Source organism: Micromonospora sp. NPDC050980, from assembly GCF_040653835.1.
Classification (GTDB): Bacteria; Actinomycetota; Actinomycetes; order Mycobacteriales; family Micromonosporaceae; genus Micromonospora.
In genome coordinates, this window is record NZ_JBFAGS010000026.1 from 20,634 (window position 1) to 37,243 (window position 16,610).

13 protein-coding genes are annotated in these 16,610 nt (G+C 70.3%); 9 read left to right on the forward strand and 4 right to left on the reverse strand.

Annotation, left to right across the window (positions count from 1 at the left end; all coding sequences use genetic code 11):
* Positions 1-201: 201 nt before the first annotated feature.
* Complete coding sequence (locus AB0H28_RS26505; RefSeq protein ID WP_358045579.1) at positions 202-1,386, reverse strand: hypothetical protein; 1,185 nt, start codon at positions 1,384-1,386, stop codon at positions 202-204.
* On the opposite strand from AB0H28_RS26505, the gene AB0H28_RS26510 reads away from it, so the two are divergent.
* From AB0H28_RS26510 to AB0H28_RS26520, 3 genes are all read left to right on the forward strand, one after another.
* Positions 1,362-2,111, forward strand: coding sequence for a hypothetical protein (locus AB0H28_RS26510; protein ID WP_358045582.1), 750 nt, complete (start codon positions 1,362-1,364; stop codon positions 2,109-2,111). The genes AB0H28_RS26505 and AB0H28_RS26510 overlap by 25 nt on opposite strands.
* Positions 2,108-3,391: a hypothetical protein gene (locus tag AB0H28_RS26515; protein WP_358045585.1), complete on the forward strand. Its 1,284-nt coding sequence runs from the start codon at positions 2,108-2,110 to the stop codon at positions 3,389-3,391. Before AB0H28_RS26510 ends, AB0H28_RS26515 begins: the two co-directional genes overlap by 4 nt.
* Positions 3,392-3,674: 283 nt before the next feature.
* Positions 3,675-3,980 carry a transposase gene (locus tag AB0H28_RS26520; protein ID WP_358045588.1) on the forward strand — a complete coding sequence of 102 codons (306 nt, stop codon included), beginning with the start codon at positions 3,675-3,677 and terminating at the stop codon, positions 3,978-3,980.
* Between the two features lie 127 nt (positions 3,981-4,107).
* Here the strand turns inward: AB0H28_RS26520 and AB0H28_RS26525 are convergent, their stop codons facing one another.
* Both AB0H28_RS26525 and AB0H28_RS26530 read right to left on the reverse strand, forming a co-directional pair.
* Positions 4,108-4,731: a 4Fe-4S single cluster domain-containing protein gene (locus tag AB0H28_RS26525; RefSeq protein ID WP_358045591.1), complete on the reverse strand. Its 624-nt coding sequence runs from the start codon at positions 4,729-4,731 to the stop codon at positions 4,108-4,110.
* A gap of 31 nt (positions 4,732-4,762) precedes the next feature.
* Complete coding sequence (locus tag AB0H28_RS26530; protein WP_358045594.1) at positions 4,763-6,025, reverse strand: hypothetical protein; 1,263 nt, start codon at positions 6,023-6,025, stop codon at positions 4,763-4,765.
* A gap of 81 nt (positions 6,026-6,106) precedes the next feature.
* Between AB0H28_RS26530 and AB0H28_RS26535 the strand changes: the two genes are divergently transcribed.
* Genes AB0H28_RS26535 through AB0H28_RS26550 form a run of 4 tightly spaced genes read left to right on the forward strand, consistent with a single transcriptional unit; the run spans position 6,107 to position 12,271 of the window.
* Positions 6,107-8,386 (forward strand): protein kinase, encoded by a 2,280-nt coding sequence (locus AB0H28_RS26535; protein ID WP_358045597.1) that lies wholly within the window; start codon positions 6,107-6,109, stop codon positions 8,384-8,386.
* The gene (locus tag AB0H28_RS26540) at positions 8,383-9,747 is read left to right on the forward strand and encodes a hypothetical protein (protein ID WP_358045600.1); all 1,365 of its coding nucleotides are present in this window, start codon (positions 8,383-8,385) and stop codon (positions 9,745-9,747) included. The genes AB0H28_RS26535 and AB0H28_RS26540 overlap by 4 nt, the downstream gene beginning before the upstream one ends.
* The gene (locus AB0H28_RS26545; RefSeq protein WP_358045603.1) at positions 9,747-11,696 is read left to right on the forward strand and encodes an AAA family ATPase; all 1,950 of its coding nucleotides are present in this window, start codon (positions 9,747-9,749) and stop codon (positions 11,694-11,696) included. The genes AB0H28_RS26540 and AB0H28_RS26545 overlap by 1 nt, the downstream gene beginning before the upstream one ends.
* Positions 11,696-12,271 (forward strand): FHA domain-containing protein, encoded by a 576-nt coding sequence (locus AB0H28_RS26550; RefSeq protein ID WP_358045606.1) that lies wholly within the window; start codon positions 11,696-11,698, stop codon positions 12,269-12,271. The genes AB0H28_RS26545 and AB0H28_RS26550 overlap by 1 nt, the downstream gene beginning before the upstream one ends.
* Here AB0H28_RS26550 and AB0H28_RS26555 read toward each other — a convergent pair.
* Positions 12,234-12,428, reverse strand: coding sequence for a hypothetical protein (locus AB0H28_RS26555; protein ID WP_358045609.1), 195 nt, complete (start codon positions 12,426-12,428; stop codon positions 12,234-12,236). The two genes, AB0H28_RS26550 and AB0H28_RS26555, sit on opposite strands and share 38 nt — an antisense overlap.
* Positions 12,429-12,847: 419 nt before the next feature.
* Here AB0H28_RS26555 and AB0H28_RS26560 point away from each other — a divergent pair, with 419 nt between their 5' ends.
* Together AB0H28_RS26560 and AB0H28_RS26565 are read left to right on the forward strand one after the other, a co-directional pair.
* On the forward strand, positions 12,848-13,747 hold the full coding sequence (locus AB0H28_RS26560; RefSeq protein ID WP_358045612.1) for a hypothetical protein: 900 nt from the start codon (positions 12,848-12,850) through the stop codon (positions 13,745-13,747).
* Positions 13,744-16,605: an AAA family ATPase gene (locus AB0H28_RS26565; RefSeq protein ID WP_358045615.1), complete on the forward strand. Its 2,862-nt coding sequence runs from the start codon at positions 13,744-13,746 to the stop codon at positions 16,603-16,605. The genes AB0H28_RS26560 and AB0H28_RS26565 overlap by 4 nt, the downstream gene beginning before the upstream one ends.
* Positions 16,606-16,610 lie beyond the last annotated feature (5 nt).

Below are 16,610 nucleotides of genomic sequence, written 5' to 3' on the forward strand. Positions count from 1 at the left end.
CCGGGCCGATGTCGTCGGGGAGCTGGGCAGGTTCCGGCGAGTGCGGCGAGTGTCTGATCGCTCGGGCTGACGCGTTGTTCGACCTGATGCAGCGGCAGTACCCCAGCACCGGGCGTGTCGAGAACAGGCAGGTCGGCGTGCCCCGGCGCACGTCCTCGTCGATCGGGGCGCGTTCCGGGCGCGTCGGCTCGCCGTGCCGGATCAGCGCACCGCGCAGCTCACCTCGATCGTGACCATGCGGTTCTTCTGGTCGTACCGTTCGTCGGGGGGCGCGCTCACGCTCGGGTACGGGCCCCAGCCCATTCCCTTCGCGGCGATCCTGTTGTTGGCGCCCAGGGCAGCGAACTCCTGCTTCACCCGGTCGGCGCGGCGTTGAGAGAGGTTGCCGTCGCCGTAGTGGGCCACGTATCCCCTGACCACGACCTGCGCAGTGGAGTTTTTGCCGAGGAACGCGACAAACGTGGCGAGAACCTTGCGGGCACCCGCCGGGTCGCGAAATTCCGCCTGGTTGGGGACGAAGCCGACGGCACCGCCATCCGGGAAGACCGCAAGCGTGTCACAGTCGGGCTCGATGTCGCCGACCGCGAACTTCACCACGCTCACAGTTGGGCTGGTTACCGCAGAATCCGCCGTGTTTGCATTCGAGTCGATCACCGGGTCGGTTGCACCGGCGGACAGGACGATCTCACGCCACAGGTTCATCAGGGTCGACCGGTTACGGTCGTCGAGCGGCTCCTGCGGCATCGCCGTGTAGCCGAGCCCGGTCATGATGACCTTCCGGCCCTTGAGATTGGGCAGCAGACGCTGCTGCTTGAGCAGCTTGGCGACAGCCTCCGGGCGCCGCGACAGCAGGTCGTTCCTGCGGAAGTCGAGCGGGGCGGTGGTCTGCACGCCGGAGTCGACGAGCACCACCGTGCCGCCCGCGCCGGCCACGTCCGACGCGACGCTCAGCGCCTTCAGCACGTTCGCCTCGGGTGCGCCGGCCTTCGCGTTCGCGATCATCGCGCTGACCCGGTCCAGAAACGCCTTCTGGTCGATGGCGAAATTGGACTTGGTCCGCGCCTGGGTGCCGAAAACCGCAGCGTCGACGATGCTGGGACGCCCGTCCACCCGGATCGCGGTGATCTTGCCGCAGCCGTTCATCGTGTCGACGATCAGCTTGCGTACGTCGGTGGGCAGGGCCGGGGCGGGGCTGTTGGCCCGGGCGCCGACCGCGATGGCGAGGCCCGCAGCAGCAGGTTGCGGACAGTTGAACGTGAACTTGTCGCCAATCAGCGGGATGCAGCCGGTGATCGTGCCGACCAGCGGCGCACACAGCGCCAGTGCGGCGATCCGGGCAGACCTGCGAATCATCATGTCCTGTGCTGACGGACCGTCCGTCAGCACAGGACATGGTGGCCACGAGCGACACGTCCTACTCTGCCGCGCTGCGCCGCGCCGATCGGGACCGGGGAACACAAGACGGCGAGCAAGGCATCCCGGCCCTGGCCGAGGTGCGGCGCCGCCAGGCGGAGCTGGCCGGGACCGGGAAAAGCGTCACCGTCGGTTACCAACTCGTCCTGCTCGCCGAACTGCACGAGAAGCTCACCGAACTGCACGCTCAGTTCCTTCAGATGAGTCGGACCGCGGGGCTCGAGCTCGATCGGTGTGACGAGCGAATCGAACGGGCTCGCGAGGACGTCCTGCGGTGGGAGCAGCGCGTCGAGGCGGCACGTGTTCCGCTGACTCCCGAGGAGCTGTTACCCCGTAACCGGGAGGAGCAGCGCTGGTCGGACGCGATGTTGCGGCACCGTCGGGAGGTGGCCCGCTCCCGGCGGGTCATGTGTGCGCAGGAAGAGCTTGAGCATGCCCGTGACCAGGTCGACCGCAGGCGGGCCGAACGGGTCGCGGCGGTGCGTCAGCACCAGGCGGCGGCCTCCGGGCCAGGCACCCGGGCCCGAGGCTTGGTGGAGCTGTACCAGCGGCGTGTCGCCGAATACCTGGCCGCGCTGGCGCAGGCCCATCCGCACGGGCGAACGCTCTACCCGCTGCTCTCCCTGCCTCCGGTCGAACTTCCCACCTGGGTTCTCGAGACATCGTCCCCTTCCGCCGACACCGGGAGCTCATCGTGAAGATGCCGAAGGAATGGAAGCGCCGTATCGAGCTGCGTCGGACCGCCAGGCGGCTCAGGCAACTGAGCCTGCATCGTGTCCCGGCGATGGACGGCGAAGATCGACTCAGGGCCCGGGTCAGGCGACACCTCGCGGCCGTCGCGCCGTTCGGCATCGACGATGGTGTGATGAGGGCGATCGACGAGGTCATCGAGTCGCACGTGATTGAGATGAAAGCCACGATCTTGCGCCATCACACGGCCGAGGAGGTCGAGCTGGGCGATCTGCAAGCCCGGATCGACGGCCTCATCACCCAGTTCGATCACGAATCGGAGGGCCGAAGCGGCAAGATCAAAGAGCTGGAGTACGTGAAGCAGCGGGCGATCCGCGCCGTCGAGGAGCGTGACACCCCGGAGCCAGCCGGTCCCGATGGCAAGGAGGAGTCGGGGCCGGGCTACCAGACCGGCAGGGTCGGCGAGTTGGCCGGCCGCGGGTGGATCGGTCAGCTGATCCTCTACATCGTGCTGTTGTTCGCCATGGTGGCGGATCTCATCACCTTCAACCAGGTCGTCGAGCGGATTCTCAACGACGCGCGGGTGTGGCCGCTGGTGGCCGCTCTGGCGGTGACCACGACCTACGTCGCGCATTGGGCCGGTGAGGGATTCAAGCGCGTCAAAGAGCAGCGACGGCACGTCCGGCGCGCGGTGTCCGGCTGGTCACTTCTCGGCCTGTGGCTCTCGATGGGTCTGGGCGCGTTCGCCATCCGGCTTTTCGCACCCCCGCTGCCCGGCAACGACGCGCAGGCTTCCTTCATCAGTGGCGCGGCGCCGCCCACGGACTCCCACTCGGGCCTGGGCGCCATGGTGCTGCTTCTGCTCTATCTGCTCACCGGGGCCATCGCCTTCACGGCGGGGTACCGCCGGCCTCGTGACGAAATCGGACAGGTCAAGCGTAGTGATCGTCGCCTCCGGCGCGCCCGGCCGCGGCATGGAGCGCTGCTGCGCGACGTCGCCGAGGCGAGGACGCTCAACCAGCAACTCGACCAGTTGCGGGGCAGCCGCACAGGGCAGTACGTCGTCGAGGTCGAGCGGTGCGAGTCCGCGGCCCGGCGAGTCCGAGCCGAGGCGGCGATGCTCGTGCGCCGGTTCCAGGCGCCGCCGGCGTCGGGCTGGCGTCGGCTGATCCGCCCGCGCCGGCTGCCGACCGAGCCCGCCGGGCCGGGCCCGGCCGTGAGCCCGGAGCAGGAGCCGAGCCCGGAGCAGGAGCCGAGCCCGGAGCAGGAGCCGGGCCAGCCGGCCTGAGGAGCCGCTACAGATCTTGAATGGTCAGGGTCGTCCACTGTGGCTCGACGTGTCGGCGTAATTTCCGTTGGTGGTCGTTGTAGGTCGGGGTGATGAGGTATCCCGATGGGGGTGGGTTGTCCGCGCGGGGCGGGCGAAGCGTGAGGCGGTACGACGGCAGGCGGCTGGGTGGTTCGGCGAGGGTGTGTCGGTGCCGGTTGAATGATGGCCGGTTGCGGCGCCTGATCGCTCGGATGTTCCGCATCCGGTACACAGCCGCGATCGTCACCTGGCGGCGGGAGACGTGGCCGACGGGAAAGCGGTAGCGGCGCAGCGGCAGGCGTGGGCTGGTCTTCGAAGACGAGGCCGGCCAGACGCTCAGCCCACCGAAGGCACGCACCTGGGGACGACGTGGACACACGCCGGTGGCCCCGGTGTCGGGCAAGGGATCCGGACGCGTCTGAACACCCACGTCAGCGCCGCCACGCGGCAGATGATCGACGCCCGGGGCGGACTCCACGTCATTCGGCTACCAGCCTACGCCCCGGACCTGAACCCGACCGAGGCCGTGTGGTCACACCGCAAACGCAGCATCGGCAACCTCCCATGACCGGCGTCGACCACCTCCTCGCGATCATCAAGAACCGACTCAAGGGCATCCAGTTACCGCACCGACCTACTCGAAGGCTTCCTCGCTCACCGCGGCCTGACCCTCGAATCCGGCACAGCCTGACCATTCAAGGTCTGTAATCGCGGCGCCAGCTCGCCGATTCGACGGAGTAGCCGAGCGCCGCCAGCCCTCGGTCGAGAGCACGCTTGGTTTCGGGACGGTTAGGGACACCCGCCCACCACAGCCGGCCTTCCCGGTCGGCCTCGATCTGGATGGGCGGGTGTTCCGGTTCGTATTCGACGAAGTCCGTGTAGCGGTCGCGCGCCAACGGCGTACGCAGGTGCATCTGCTGGTTTGCCGAGCCGCGCCAGATGAGCCCGGTAGGGGCGGTGGCGACGTACCGTCCGGTGATCAGCACGTCGGCGAGTTCGGCCGTTTCCCGCTGCGCGGCGTCCAGCTCCTCCAGCTCGAAACCGGTGTAGACGAGCACGTCGAAGGCGGCACCCAGCTCCCGTACGCCGCGAAGCAGCGACCCGACCGCGGCGGCCTGCCGCAGTGGCTCGCCGCCGCTGATGGTCAGCCCGTCGGCGCCGGCCAGGACTGCCCGGCGGACATCCTCGAGCAGGTCCGCGACATCGACCGCGACGCCGCCCTTCGGATCCCAGGTGTCCTTCGCGATGCACCCGGGGCACGCCAGTGGACAACCCTGCACCCAGAGCGCCAGGCGGTGGCCGTAGCCCAGCGACGTCACCGGGAAGTGGGCACGGGCCAACCGCAGGTGCTCACTCACCGGCCGGCTCCGGCTCCCGCCGGTGCCGCATCACGGCCTCGGTGAACGTCGGGTCCGCCACCGCCTCGACCAGGCCCTGGTAGTACGCCTCCTCGGCCGCACGGTAGGCGTTCCGGATCGCCGCTTCCTGCTCCGGCGCAACCGCCGGGTCCGGATCGTCCGGCCCGTCATCCGTGGTGGTCATCGCCCGGTAGTCCGGGTTGATGCGGTTACCCATCCGCTGGGTCACCGCGAGAGTGCGGTTGCGTACCTGCCGGCTTCGGGCGAACGCCTGCTGGAACGGATGCGGCTGAGCGAGCCCCAACAGGTACGCCATCACGCACGCCAGGAACAGCACCACGTCGAAGACGACGATCAGCGTCGCCGGGGTGAGCCCGAGCGCGGCCGTCCGGGACGGGTCGGTGGCGGTGCCGAACGAGCCCCCGCCGGTGACGCCACGGTCGAACAGTCTCGCGGCGAGCAGTCCGAAGCCCAGAATGACAGCCATGGTCGGCAGCAGCAGGACGAAGGTCAGCGGGGCCAGCAGCCGGTCGAACGCGGTCGCGTGCCGGTTGCGGAACAGTTGCCCGGCCATCAGCGGTGCGATCACAGTCAGGGCGGCGATCGCGCCGGTGAGCAGCAGACCTGTCGTCCGTCCCAGATCGGTCATCGGCAGGTATGCCCCGGCGACGTAGTGCTCGATCTCGAAGACCACCGCCACGAGGAAGAGCAGGACGAGGATCCGCCAGATCAGACGCATCGGCGGCGCGTCGCCCTCCCACACCTCACTGTTCAGCGGCGGTAGTTGCAGCCGATCGGTGTCGATGTTCCGTCGGCGCAGGTGGGCGCTCAGCGATTCGTCCTGGTCGTGTTGGTCCCGGGTGGCGATCCGGGCCATCCGGTCGCGCGCCGCCCGCATCGCCCGGTCCGCCTCCCGCACGGTGTGGTGCAGGTCGACCAACCGGTCGGCGGTCTTCTGCTGTCGATCACGGAGTTCGTTGAGGGCTGAGTCGCGCAGCCGGCGCAGGGTCTCGACGTACTTCGGCTCGCCCACCGCGTTCGGTGGGTCGCCCTCGTGCCCGAACGACCACCCGTCGTACAGGGTTCGCTGGCCGTCGCTCAGGCCCTTCTCCCGGGCTCGCGCAACGAGCTGTTCGGCGTCGACCCGTGGGTTGACGGCGGGCCTGGGCAACGGATCGAGCAGACCCGCGTCGGGGTCGCGGAGAACGGTGAGGGCCTGACCGAAACGCCGGCCCCACAGCTGCACGTAGCTCACTGGTCCGTCACTCCCTCTATGGCGGGGATTGGTGGGTCACCAGAGTTCTGGCGGACCGGAGCGGGGAGGTGTGAGCGGCGGATGAGCCAGCCCGATCGACCGGCCGTGCTGGACGAGACCCTGCTGGACGCGGGGCGAACCCGGTTGTTCCCGCCGGCGCGGGGCGGCGACATGCTGGACGAGACGCTGCTGGATATCGGTCGGAGTCGCCCGGACAACTGGCCCGCCGACGGGCTGCCGGGGTGGTTGGCCGCCCGTTACGAACTGCTCCGGCGGTTGGCGCGGCCGGGACTGTTTGTCGTACGGGTCCGCGCGGACGGCACCGAGGCGATCGTCAAGCGCCATCAGCCGGCCCGCCGGCCCGATCCCGAGCTGGCTGCCTACCTCGCCGGCCGGCACCGTCGTGTGGTCCGGCACCTCGAGTTCGAGGCCGAGTACAGCGTGATGGCCTTCGTCCCGGGTCAGACGCTGCGGGAGCGGCAGCGTGCCGATTCCGGCGGTTTCGGGTTGGCCCGGCTCACCGCCGTGGTGCGGCAGATCGCGGCGGCGCTGATCGACCTGCATCGTTCCGGGTATGTGCACCGCGATGTCAAGCCGGCCAACATCATGCTCGACGGGACGGAGACGACCCTCGTCGACTTCGGCGTTGCCGGGCCGATCGGTGCGGCCGAGTGGCCCGAGCCGATCAGCAGCTTCTATCAGCCGCCGGAGTGGAGCAACCTGAGGCAGGTCGGCACGGCGACCGACTGGTGGGGACTGGGGATGACGGTCCTCGAACTGGCCGCGGGTGAGCACCCGTTCGAGGGGCTGAGCGACGAGGACGTGCGGCGCCATTTCGGGCAGACCCGTCCGGTAGATGTCTCCGGTGTGCCGGACGACCGGCTGCGCGCGTTGTGCCAGGGGCTTCTGGTCACCGATCCGGCGGATCGATGGGGCGGCACCGAGGTCGGGTTGTGGCTGGCCCGCCGGGCGCCGGCGCCGCCTCGCACCGCACCCTCGGCCAGGTCGACGCCGCACGCGGCGGAGCAACCGTACCGGTTCCGCGGCACCTCGTACCACCTGCGTGACGAACTGGCGACGGCGATGACGACCGCCTGGAACCACTCTGTGCGGACGATCGTGGAGCGCGACGGTGGGCTCGACGGGTTGGTTGTCTGGCTCGACCAGTTCAGCGACGACGACGCGACCGAGGCACGCCGGTTGGTGGCCGCGGTCGCAGGGGCCACGGAGTCCGGGCATCTGCGGCTGCTCCGGATCCTGCGCGCGCTCGATCCGGCCCGGCCGGCGGTCTATCGCAACCACGTCATCTCGCGCCTCGGCCTGCTCGCCATCGCCCAGCGGGCGCTGGCGAGCGAGGGCGACAACGCGGAGGTGCTCAGGGACCTGTGGCACGGCCGGCTGCTACGGGAGTTCGACACGTCGGCCCCGGTGGACGGCGAGCGGGGCGGTCAGGCCCTCACCGACCTGGACCGGGCCTGGCGCCGTGCCTATCGGGAGTGGCCCGAACTGGTGCGGCGGGTGACCGACCCGCAGGCGCAGCGGCATCTGCGAGACACCGTCACCGACCAGGACCGGGTGGCGGTGTGCCTGCGCGTGGCATTGCGCCAGCCGGACGATCTGCGAGCCGTGCTGGAGCAGATGCGGCGAACCGATGCGGAGCTCCCCTGGGAGGTGCCGTGGTTCACAGACCTGGCCCACGACCCCGCGACGGTCTGGGCGGCGTTGCTGTTGGCCGATTTCGCCACCGCGCAGGCTCGAACCATCGCCGACCGGGTTCAGGTTCGTGAGCTGGGCGAGGAGTCCACGCGCGCGATCGCCGCCTTCCGGGAGTGGTCACGCCGGCAGAACCGGCCGGCGGCCCTGGGCTGGGCGGTGACCGGCGTCTGCCTGATCGCCGTGGGCTGGGTCGCGACGGTTACGGGCGCCGACGCCGCCGGCCGGGCCGACGACCGGGTGATCGGCCTGGCCTGGGTGGCCGCGTCCTGCTGCCTCGCCGTCTCGCTGCTCGCCGAGGGTCTCCTCGCAGTCCAGATCGGTGGCCGGTTCCACAACCGCTATTCGATCCCTGGCGCGGGTGCGATCGCGCTGCGCCGGTTGGGCCGGTGGATGCAGCGGTCCTGGGCGTCGGCCGCGTTGGCGCTGCTGGGGGTGCTGACCGCGGTCGCTCTGGTGGCGAGCCTGTTCCCGCAGTACCTGGTGATCGCCACGACGATCGGTCAACTGGCGTGGGTGTCACGCCGCTGGATGGCGTGGCGTCGCAGGGTGGCCACCGAACAGGAGCAGATCGCCGCGGCGGAGCGACGGCGACCGTCAGACCACGACGACGGCCCGGACCGGGCCGCAGAAGGAGCGGATTCATGAGTGGTGGAGAGATCGCGGTGCTGCCGGTGGGCCTCATCATCGCGCCGGTGGCCCTGGCCGCCGCGGGGGCCGGTGCGGCCGCGATGCTGGCGATCCGGGCGGCGCAGGCGGGCACTGAGGCCACCGGCCGGGCGTTGGAGCGGTTCGGTGACGAGATGGAGCGCAGGGCGGACGCGCAGGACGACGTGCAGATCCGGGCCCAACTCTGGGATCTGGCCGCAGGCTCCGTGGCCCGGACCAATGAGGATCTGCGTCTGCTGTCCGCCCGTGCCGCGCAGGCGGGCATCCGGTTGGCCCTGCCTCGGCCGGTAGATCTGACCGGATGCCAGTTGGCCGGCGCCCCGGGCCTGGTGGCACAGGCCCAGGAGGCGCTGGCCGCAGCGCTTGCCGTCGTCGAGCGGGCCGAGGCGGCGCGGGAGCGACAGCAGTTGTTGGTGCGGATGGCCGCCGGTGCTGCGGAAGAGCCGGACGCCGCCGAACTGCTCGCCCGCCATCAGGCGGTGCTCGCCTCAAGGGGGCTTCAAGGAAATGGGACACCGCCAGCGCCGACAAAAATTGACGGAAGTCGGTTGCAGGCCGACATCGACGCCATCCTGAGCCGTCTGGACGGCGACGCCATGTCGGAGGATCGGATCCAGGCGCTGGAGGCGGCGGCGAAGGCAGAACGGAAGAAGCACTCCCCGATGGGGCAAACTTTCGTGGAGTCCTTCGCCCGGACCGTGGACGCGGATCTCAACCCGCGCATCGCCCGCCGCCGCGAGGCAGCGAACCTGCTGACCGCACTGGAGCAGCCGCTCGTCACCGAGGTGATCAACGATCTCGGTACGCCGCGGCCACCCTGCTTCGACGCGATCGAACGGCTGCGGGGCGTGGTCCTCGGCGAGGCGGATCTCACCTCGGCCGACCGCCGGGACGCGCAGAACGCGTTGAACCGGGTGCAGGTGGAGCTGGACCGCCGACGGCTGCTGGAGGGGGTGGCCGAGGCGTTCGGCGAGCTGGGCTACTCGGTCACCACCGGCATGCAGGTGCGGCGTCATGCCGCGCTGTTGGTGGCCCGGCCGGACTGGCGGGGTGGTCACGTCGCCGACGTGTGGCTCGACGAGGCCGGCCGGGTGCACTCGCAACTGGTGCAGGTGGCCGCCGGAGCCGGCGGGGAAGCCGTCCGCTGCGCGGAACTCAACGACGGCCTGCGGCGCGTCGGCGAGGAGTTGGACCGGCGCGGGATCGCCGCCCGGGTGCACGTGCCCGACGAGCCGGTTCGCGCGCTGGTGGACATTGATCCCCGGTCCGCCGCCACACCCCCACCGGCCCAGATGATCGAACCCGTCCTGCGACGGATCGACCCCACCCGGGAGATGTGATGAGCACTTCGTCGGAGTTCCTGCCCAACTTCCCGTCGTTCGCCCAGGAACTGGCCGGGACTCTCGCCGTGCACTCCCAGTACGTCCTGTACGGCAACGTGCGCGATCTCTATCTGGTGCCGGAGAGCCGACGTCCCACCCCGGACGGCGTCCGTCCGGTGCCGCTGCTCGAGGTGCTCTGGCAGGCGTTGCGACCGTCCGGTTACCGCTGTCTGATCGTCTCCGACCAGGTCGACGGCGTCACCGTCTACCCGTCCGACGACCGGAACGCGCGTGCGGTGGCCGAGCAGATCCTCGGCCGGCGCGTGATCGGGCGGAAACAGACCCTTGAGCGGTTGCGCACCTGCATGGCGCGGGTGGCCGGGGCGACGGATCCGCCGCCGATCGACGCCGACGCCATTCCCGCCGACCAGCAGCCCGCGGAGACCCCGGCAGCGGATCCGTCCGGCGCCCGGGCCGCTCTGGTCATCGACTACGCGGCCCGGATCCCGCGTAGCCAGACCGGCCTGGAGGGGGTCGAGCGCGACTTCTTCCTGTTCGCCCAGAAGCTGGCGGCCACCGCCGAAACCCACCTCGGCGGCCCGCCGGAACGGCCGACCGACCTGTACAACCCGATCATCTGGTTGTCCGAGGGCGAGCGTGACCTGCCGGCCTGGCTGACCGTAGGGATGGAACGGGTCCGCACCATCGCCGTGCCCAATCCCGGCCTGGCCGACCGGATCAAGGCCGCCCGGTACTTCGCGCCGATCATCACCGGCAGCTCTCATCCGCCCGCGGCGACCGACCCGGGGGTGGTCCGGTTCGCGCAGCGCACGGACGACATGACACTGCACTCGATGCGGGAGATCGCCCGGCTGGGCGGTGACCGGAAGATTCCGTTCACCCGCATCGACGAGGCGATCCGGATCTACCGCATCGGCGTGGACGAGAACCCGTGGCGGCAGGAGACCGTCCGGGAGCAGATCACCCGCGGCGAACGGGAGGTCCCGGGCCAGATCTTCGGTCAGGAGGCGGCCGTGGTGAAGGCGTTCGACATCCTCAAGCGCGCCGCCCTGGGCCTGTCCGGCGCACAGGCGACCAGCTCGGCCAACCGGCCCCGCGGGGTGCTGTTCCTGGCCGGGCCGACCGGCGTCGGCAAGACCGAGTTGGCCAAGCAGTTGGCCACCATGCTGTTCGGCGACCCGGACGCATATCTGCGGTTCGACATGTCGGAGTTCTCGGCGAGCCACTCGGCCGATCGGCTGACCGGCGCACCGCCCGGCTACATCGGCTACGAGGCGGGCGGCGAGCTGACCGGGGCGATCCGCCGCAAGCCCTTCTCGGTGGTCCTGTTCGACGAGTTCGAGAAGGCGAACCGGCAGATCTTCGACAAGTTCCTGCAGATCCTGGACGACGGCCGGCTCACCGACGGGCAGGGCGTCACCACGTACTTCACCGAGTGTATGCTGATCTTCACCTCCAACCTGGGCATCTTCCGCAACGATCCGCAGACCGGCGAGAAGATCCAGCTCGTTCACCCGGGAGCCCGGTACGACGAACTGGAGCGGACCGTCAAGGCGGCGATCAAGGACCACTTCACCCGTGAGCTGGGCCGTCCCGAGCTGCTCAACCGATTCGGCGACAACATCGTGGTGTTCGATTTCATCGATGAACCGACGGCTCGCGACATCCTCTACCGGCAGTTGCGGAACGTCCAGGACCGGCTGGCCCGGGAGCACGACGTGGACCTGGACCTGGCCCCCGCCGCCCGGCAGCGTCTGGAGGAATGGTGCACCGCTCCCGAGACGCTGACCAACGGCGGGCGGGGGATCGGCAACGAGGTGGAGAGCAAATTGATCAATCCGCTGGCCCGCTACCTGTTCGACGCCAACGTACGGTCGGGCAAGGTACGGATTGACGACATCGTCGCCACGGACGGCGTGGTGACGCTGTATGCGAGGCACGACTGATGGATACCGAGCTGCACTGTCCCCGCTGCGGGAGTAACTATCCGGCGGAAACCGGCTATTTCTGCCCACGGCATGCGGGGGAGGAGCTCATGCCCGTGCCGGACGCCACCGAGCCGGTGGCGTCCGAGGCCGTGCCTGAGGCGACCACGGGCGGAGCGCCAGCTCCGGAATGCTGGTCCTGCGGTGCCCGGGCGACGGACTTCCGCAACGACCGGTGCACGGTATGCCACCAGTCGCTCGTCCCGCCGGCCCTGGTGATCAGCTTTCCGTCCGGCCCGGTGGTCCTGCCCGCCCGGCCCGGCTCCGTCGAGCTGGGCCGGGCGGGCGAGTACGGCCACCTTTTCGCCCGCTATCCCAACGTCTCGCGACGGCATGCCACGGTGCGGGTGGACGAGGAGGGAATCGCCTGGATCACCCCGTTTCCGGAGGCGCCGAACGGCACCTTCGTCAACGGCACCGAGATCCACGATCGCACCCGGGTGCGCCCCGGCGACCAGATCCGCTTCGCCACCGACCAGGAACCGCACGTCGGCCCGATCAGCGAGTCGATCCGTCAACCGGGCCTGGATCGGTAGCCTCCGTCAGGTCGGCGAGCATCAGCCGCAGCCTGCGCAACCGTTCCTCAAGATCGGCCGTCACCGCGTCGGGGGTCGCCCCGGCGCGGACGGCGGCCGAGGCGGCCTCACGCAGCTCCGACGCGAGATACTCACGCAACTCGTCAGAAGCCGCCATGGTCGCCGTCCTGTCAGCCGATCTCGGGTGTCTCTTCGTCAGGATGCCCTGAACACGGCTCCATCGGGAGCCGCTTGCGGTCAGGACGGCATCACGCTTTCGGGCGAGGTCGATGACCTTCGGGCTACCCCGTTCATCAGTAAGCGTCGTCCTACTACTCTCCCCTGTGGACCGACCGGCCCGCTCGGTCCGGCTGAGCCGCGCGCCGGCTCGGCTGACCGGTGACACAAACCGATCGTCCCGCCGTTCACGCTGCGCTACCTCTCAGGTCAGAGTGAGTCACCTTCGTTGGTCCGACTCTAGGAGGGCGCGTGCTCGGATCGAGCCACACCGAGGGCGTCGACGAGGTTCGGGACCTGGCCCGCCGTGGGCTGCTGGCCACCACGATCGCGGCGGCAACCGGACCGCACCGGTCGCGGTTGACCGGCGCGACGTACTCGATCGCGTGGCCGGTGGTCTATCGGCGGCTCACCCAGCGGCTCGAGCTGAGGCGTGGCCACGCCGGCTGTGCGGCATCGGTGACGCGGCTGCGCGACGAATGCCTGGACCGCTTCGAGAACGACGTCGAGGCCGTCGTCGACGACGTGCCCCGCAGGGCGAGTACGCGGATCGAGAACTTGGAAGGCTGGATCGTCGGCCGCCTGGTTCCGGCCACCGTCGACGGACATCGTCGCCGGCGCGGCGCGTACGGCGCGCTTCAACGGCCTCGGGTGCCGACCTGGCTCGCCGCCGAGTTGAACGGGGATGCGTGGCTGATCGACCTGGCCACCCAGATCCTCGTCTGGGTAGGCACGCCGGTCACCGCCGGCCACGATCTGTGGCCGACCGAAAGCTGGGTGGCGCGGCGCTGCGAGCGACACGCCGGCGGATCGTACGGGGAGGCCGATGTGCAGGCCGACATCCGGGCCGTGCTGCGGGCGATGGGCCGGCGGCCGCGATGGTTCGAGCGGTACGTCGAGACGCCACTCGGCCACAAACAGGCCCCGGTCGCCTCGGTGGATCAGGTCGACGGCCGGGCCGAGGCGCCTTACGACGCGTGCGCCGAGCGCGAGCGGCTCCTGATCGACCTGGCGCACAGCGCCGTCGAGCTGATCCGGGCCCGCCTGGCCCGGGGAGAGCCGGCACGCGCGGTGGTGGCCGCGGTGCTGAACGCGGTGTTCGGCACCGACGTCGGGGGTGGCCCGATCGGACGGGCCTATGACGACCGGCTCGCGCTGGTGCTGCGCGACGCGGGCGAGCTGGACCGGATCGCGACGGTGGTCCGGGACATGCTGCCGGCAGGCACAATGGATGGTCCCGGCTCGGGAGGTGAAAGGTGACCGAGGAATCGCCGTTCGTTGGCCGCCCGAACGAGCTGGATCGGTTGACGCGGAGGCTGTCCGAGGTCCGCGACGGCACTGCCCGGACGGTGCTGGTCGGCGGCGGGCCGGGCCTCGGCAAGACGCGGCTACTGAGCGAGTTTCTGCGCGCGGCGCCGGCGGCCGGCATCCATGTGTTGTCCGGGGCGTGCGAGGAACACTTCGGTGATCCCATGCCGTACGGGCCGCTGATCGAGGCACTGGAGACCTTCGGCCTGGAGTACGGCGAGGGCAAGGCCAACGAACTGGGTGGCCCGGCGTACGGGAGATTGACCGCCTTCTTCGACCTCGGCAACGATTCGATGGGCGTACCCGTGCAGGTCTTCCTCGCGGTGCGCCGGATGCTGGACCACATCGCGACGGACGCCCCGGTGGTGTTGATCCTGGAGGATCTGCACTGGGCCGACCCGTCCACGCTCGACCTGGTGCGGCACCTCGCCCAGGCCCGTGCGGAGGATCGCCGGGTGCTGCTGGTCGGCACCTACCGGCCGGTGGGGCGGGCCCACCCGTTGTGGCAGCTGTTCGGTGGCGCAACCTTCATGCGCCGCACGGACCGCTTCGAGCTACGGCCCTTCACCCTCGACGAGATGCGTGAACTGCTCGGCGAGGTGGACCGCCGACTGGCCGAGCGGTGTCTGCGGCTGTCGGACGGGATTCCGTTCTATGCCGATCAGTTGATGGCCACCGGCGCGCTGGCCGGTGGAGACGAGGACATCGTGCTGCCGCCCGACATCCGGTCGATGATGCTGGGCCGGCTCAGCCAGTTGACCGAGGACGGGTTCCGGGTGCTGCAGACGGCGGCCGTGGCCGGTCGCGCGATGAGCCGGCAACTGCTGCGCACGGTCAGCGGCATGCCACCCGAGACGTTGCGGGATGCGCTGCACGAGTGCGTCGACCAGCAGATCCTCAGTGCCGGCCAGGGGGCGTACCGGTTCCAGCACGCGCTACTGCGCGAGACGGTCCTGCAGGAGACCGCCCCCGACGTCCGTGTCGAGCTGCACGTCGCGATGGCGGAGGCGCTGGCCGCCGACTCCCGGTTGTGCGTGACCGAAGGGTCGGCCGCGGCCGAGCAGGCGATCCACTGGTATCAGGCGAAAGTGTGGCCGCAGGCACTGACGTACGCGGTAGCGGCTGGTCAGGCCGCCGTCCGCACGCTGGCGTTCTCCTCCGCCGACCTGCAATTCGAGCGGGCCCTGCAACTGTGGCATCGGGTCGACGGTGCCGAGTCCCAGGCCGGGATCACCCGATCACGACTGCTCGCCGAGGCGGCCGCGGCCGCCCGCTGGTCCGGGCGCGTCGACCGGGCGCTCGATCTGGTCGAGCAGGCCATCAACGCCCCGGACCACAGCGGCGACGCGGGGCGACTTGGCGAGCTGCACGAGCGGCGGGCCAACTACCTGGTCGAGGTGGGCAGGTGGGCCGACTCCGGAGCGGCGTTCCGCGACGCGGCGGACCTGTTGGTTGACCGACCGCCGTCGGCCGTGCAAGCTCGGGTGCTGGCCGGCATCGCTCTCGCCCATTTGCAGGCCGGCCGCTACGAGGAGGGAAAGGAGACCGCCGACGAGGCGCTGCGCATGGCGGTCGAGGTGAGGGCGCAGGCCGAGGAGGGTCGAGCGCTCAACGTCTCCGGGCTCGCCCGCGGGATGCTGGGTGACCCGGAGGGCGAGATCCGGCTCCGGCGGTCCATCGAGATCGCCCGGTCGGCCGCGCACATCGAGGATCTTCTCCGGGCATACGGGAATCTGGGGTTGGTCCTGGAGCACGCGGGGAGGCTGCGTGATTCCGCCGAGGTGACGCGGGACGGGTTGGACGAGGCACGCCGGCTCGGCCTGACCGGTAGCCGGCAAAGCACCATCGTCGCCAACAACGCGAGCGCGGCGCTGGTGCTGCTGGGCGAGTGGGACGACGCCGAACGAATCATCACGGAGGCGATCCAGGACCTGCGCCCGGCGGAAAGCCTCTATCCCCGCCTCACGCTCGCCGAGATTCAGGTGCACCGTGGTGATTTGCGGCGAGCGCGCGAGTTGCTCGCCTCGATCGACGACGTGGAGCACAGTGTCGACCCGCGATTCCTCGGGCCGCTGCACGCGATCCGCGCCGAGCTGGCGATCGAGGAGGGCGAGCTGACCCGCGCGGCGGTGGAGGTGGCCCGGGGTCTGGCCGCGGTGCGCAAGGATGAGAACACCCTGGAGCTGCTGCGATTGTGCGCGGTCGGTATGCGCTGCGCGGCAGAGCAGGAGGCGGCGGATGCCGGTGACCGCCTCGCCCTACTGGCGGGCGAGGCGGTGCGGCGCGCACCGGTGGAGAAGGAACCCGCGCAACTGGTGGAGCTGCTGACGGCGGAACGGCGGCGCATCCGCAGGACCGACACCGCCCGAGCCTGGGGCCGGGTGGCCGACGGGTGGGCGGCGCTGGACCGACGGTTCCCGGCGGCGTATGCCCGGTGGCGCCAGGCCGAGGCCGCGCTGCGGGCCGACGATCGGTCCGCAGCCCGGGAACCCGCCCGCATCGCCTACCAGACGGCGAAGGAACTCGGTGCCGTCCCGTTGCGCGACCGGGTGCGGACGCTGGCCCGCAAAGCCGACCTGGACCTGGCCGATCGCCCCGTGCCCGCACAGCTCCCCTTCAATCTGACACCCGCCGAGCTGCACACTCTCCGCCTGCTCTATCAGGGCAGTGATGTGTCCCAGATCGCCCGCCAGCGGGGCGTGGCCAAACGGACGGTCGAGACCCAGCTGGCCCGGGCCTACAAGAAGCTCGACGTGCACACCGCCGTCGAGGCGGTCACCCGGGCCCGCGAGAAGCACCTCTTCGACTGAGCACC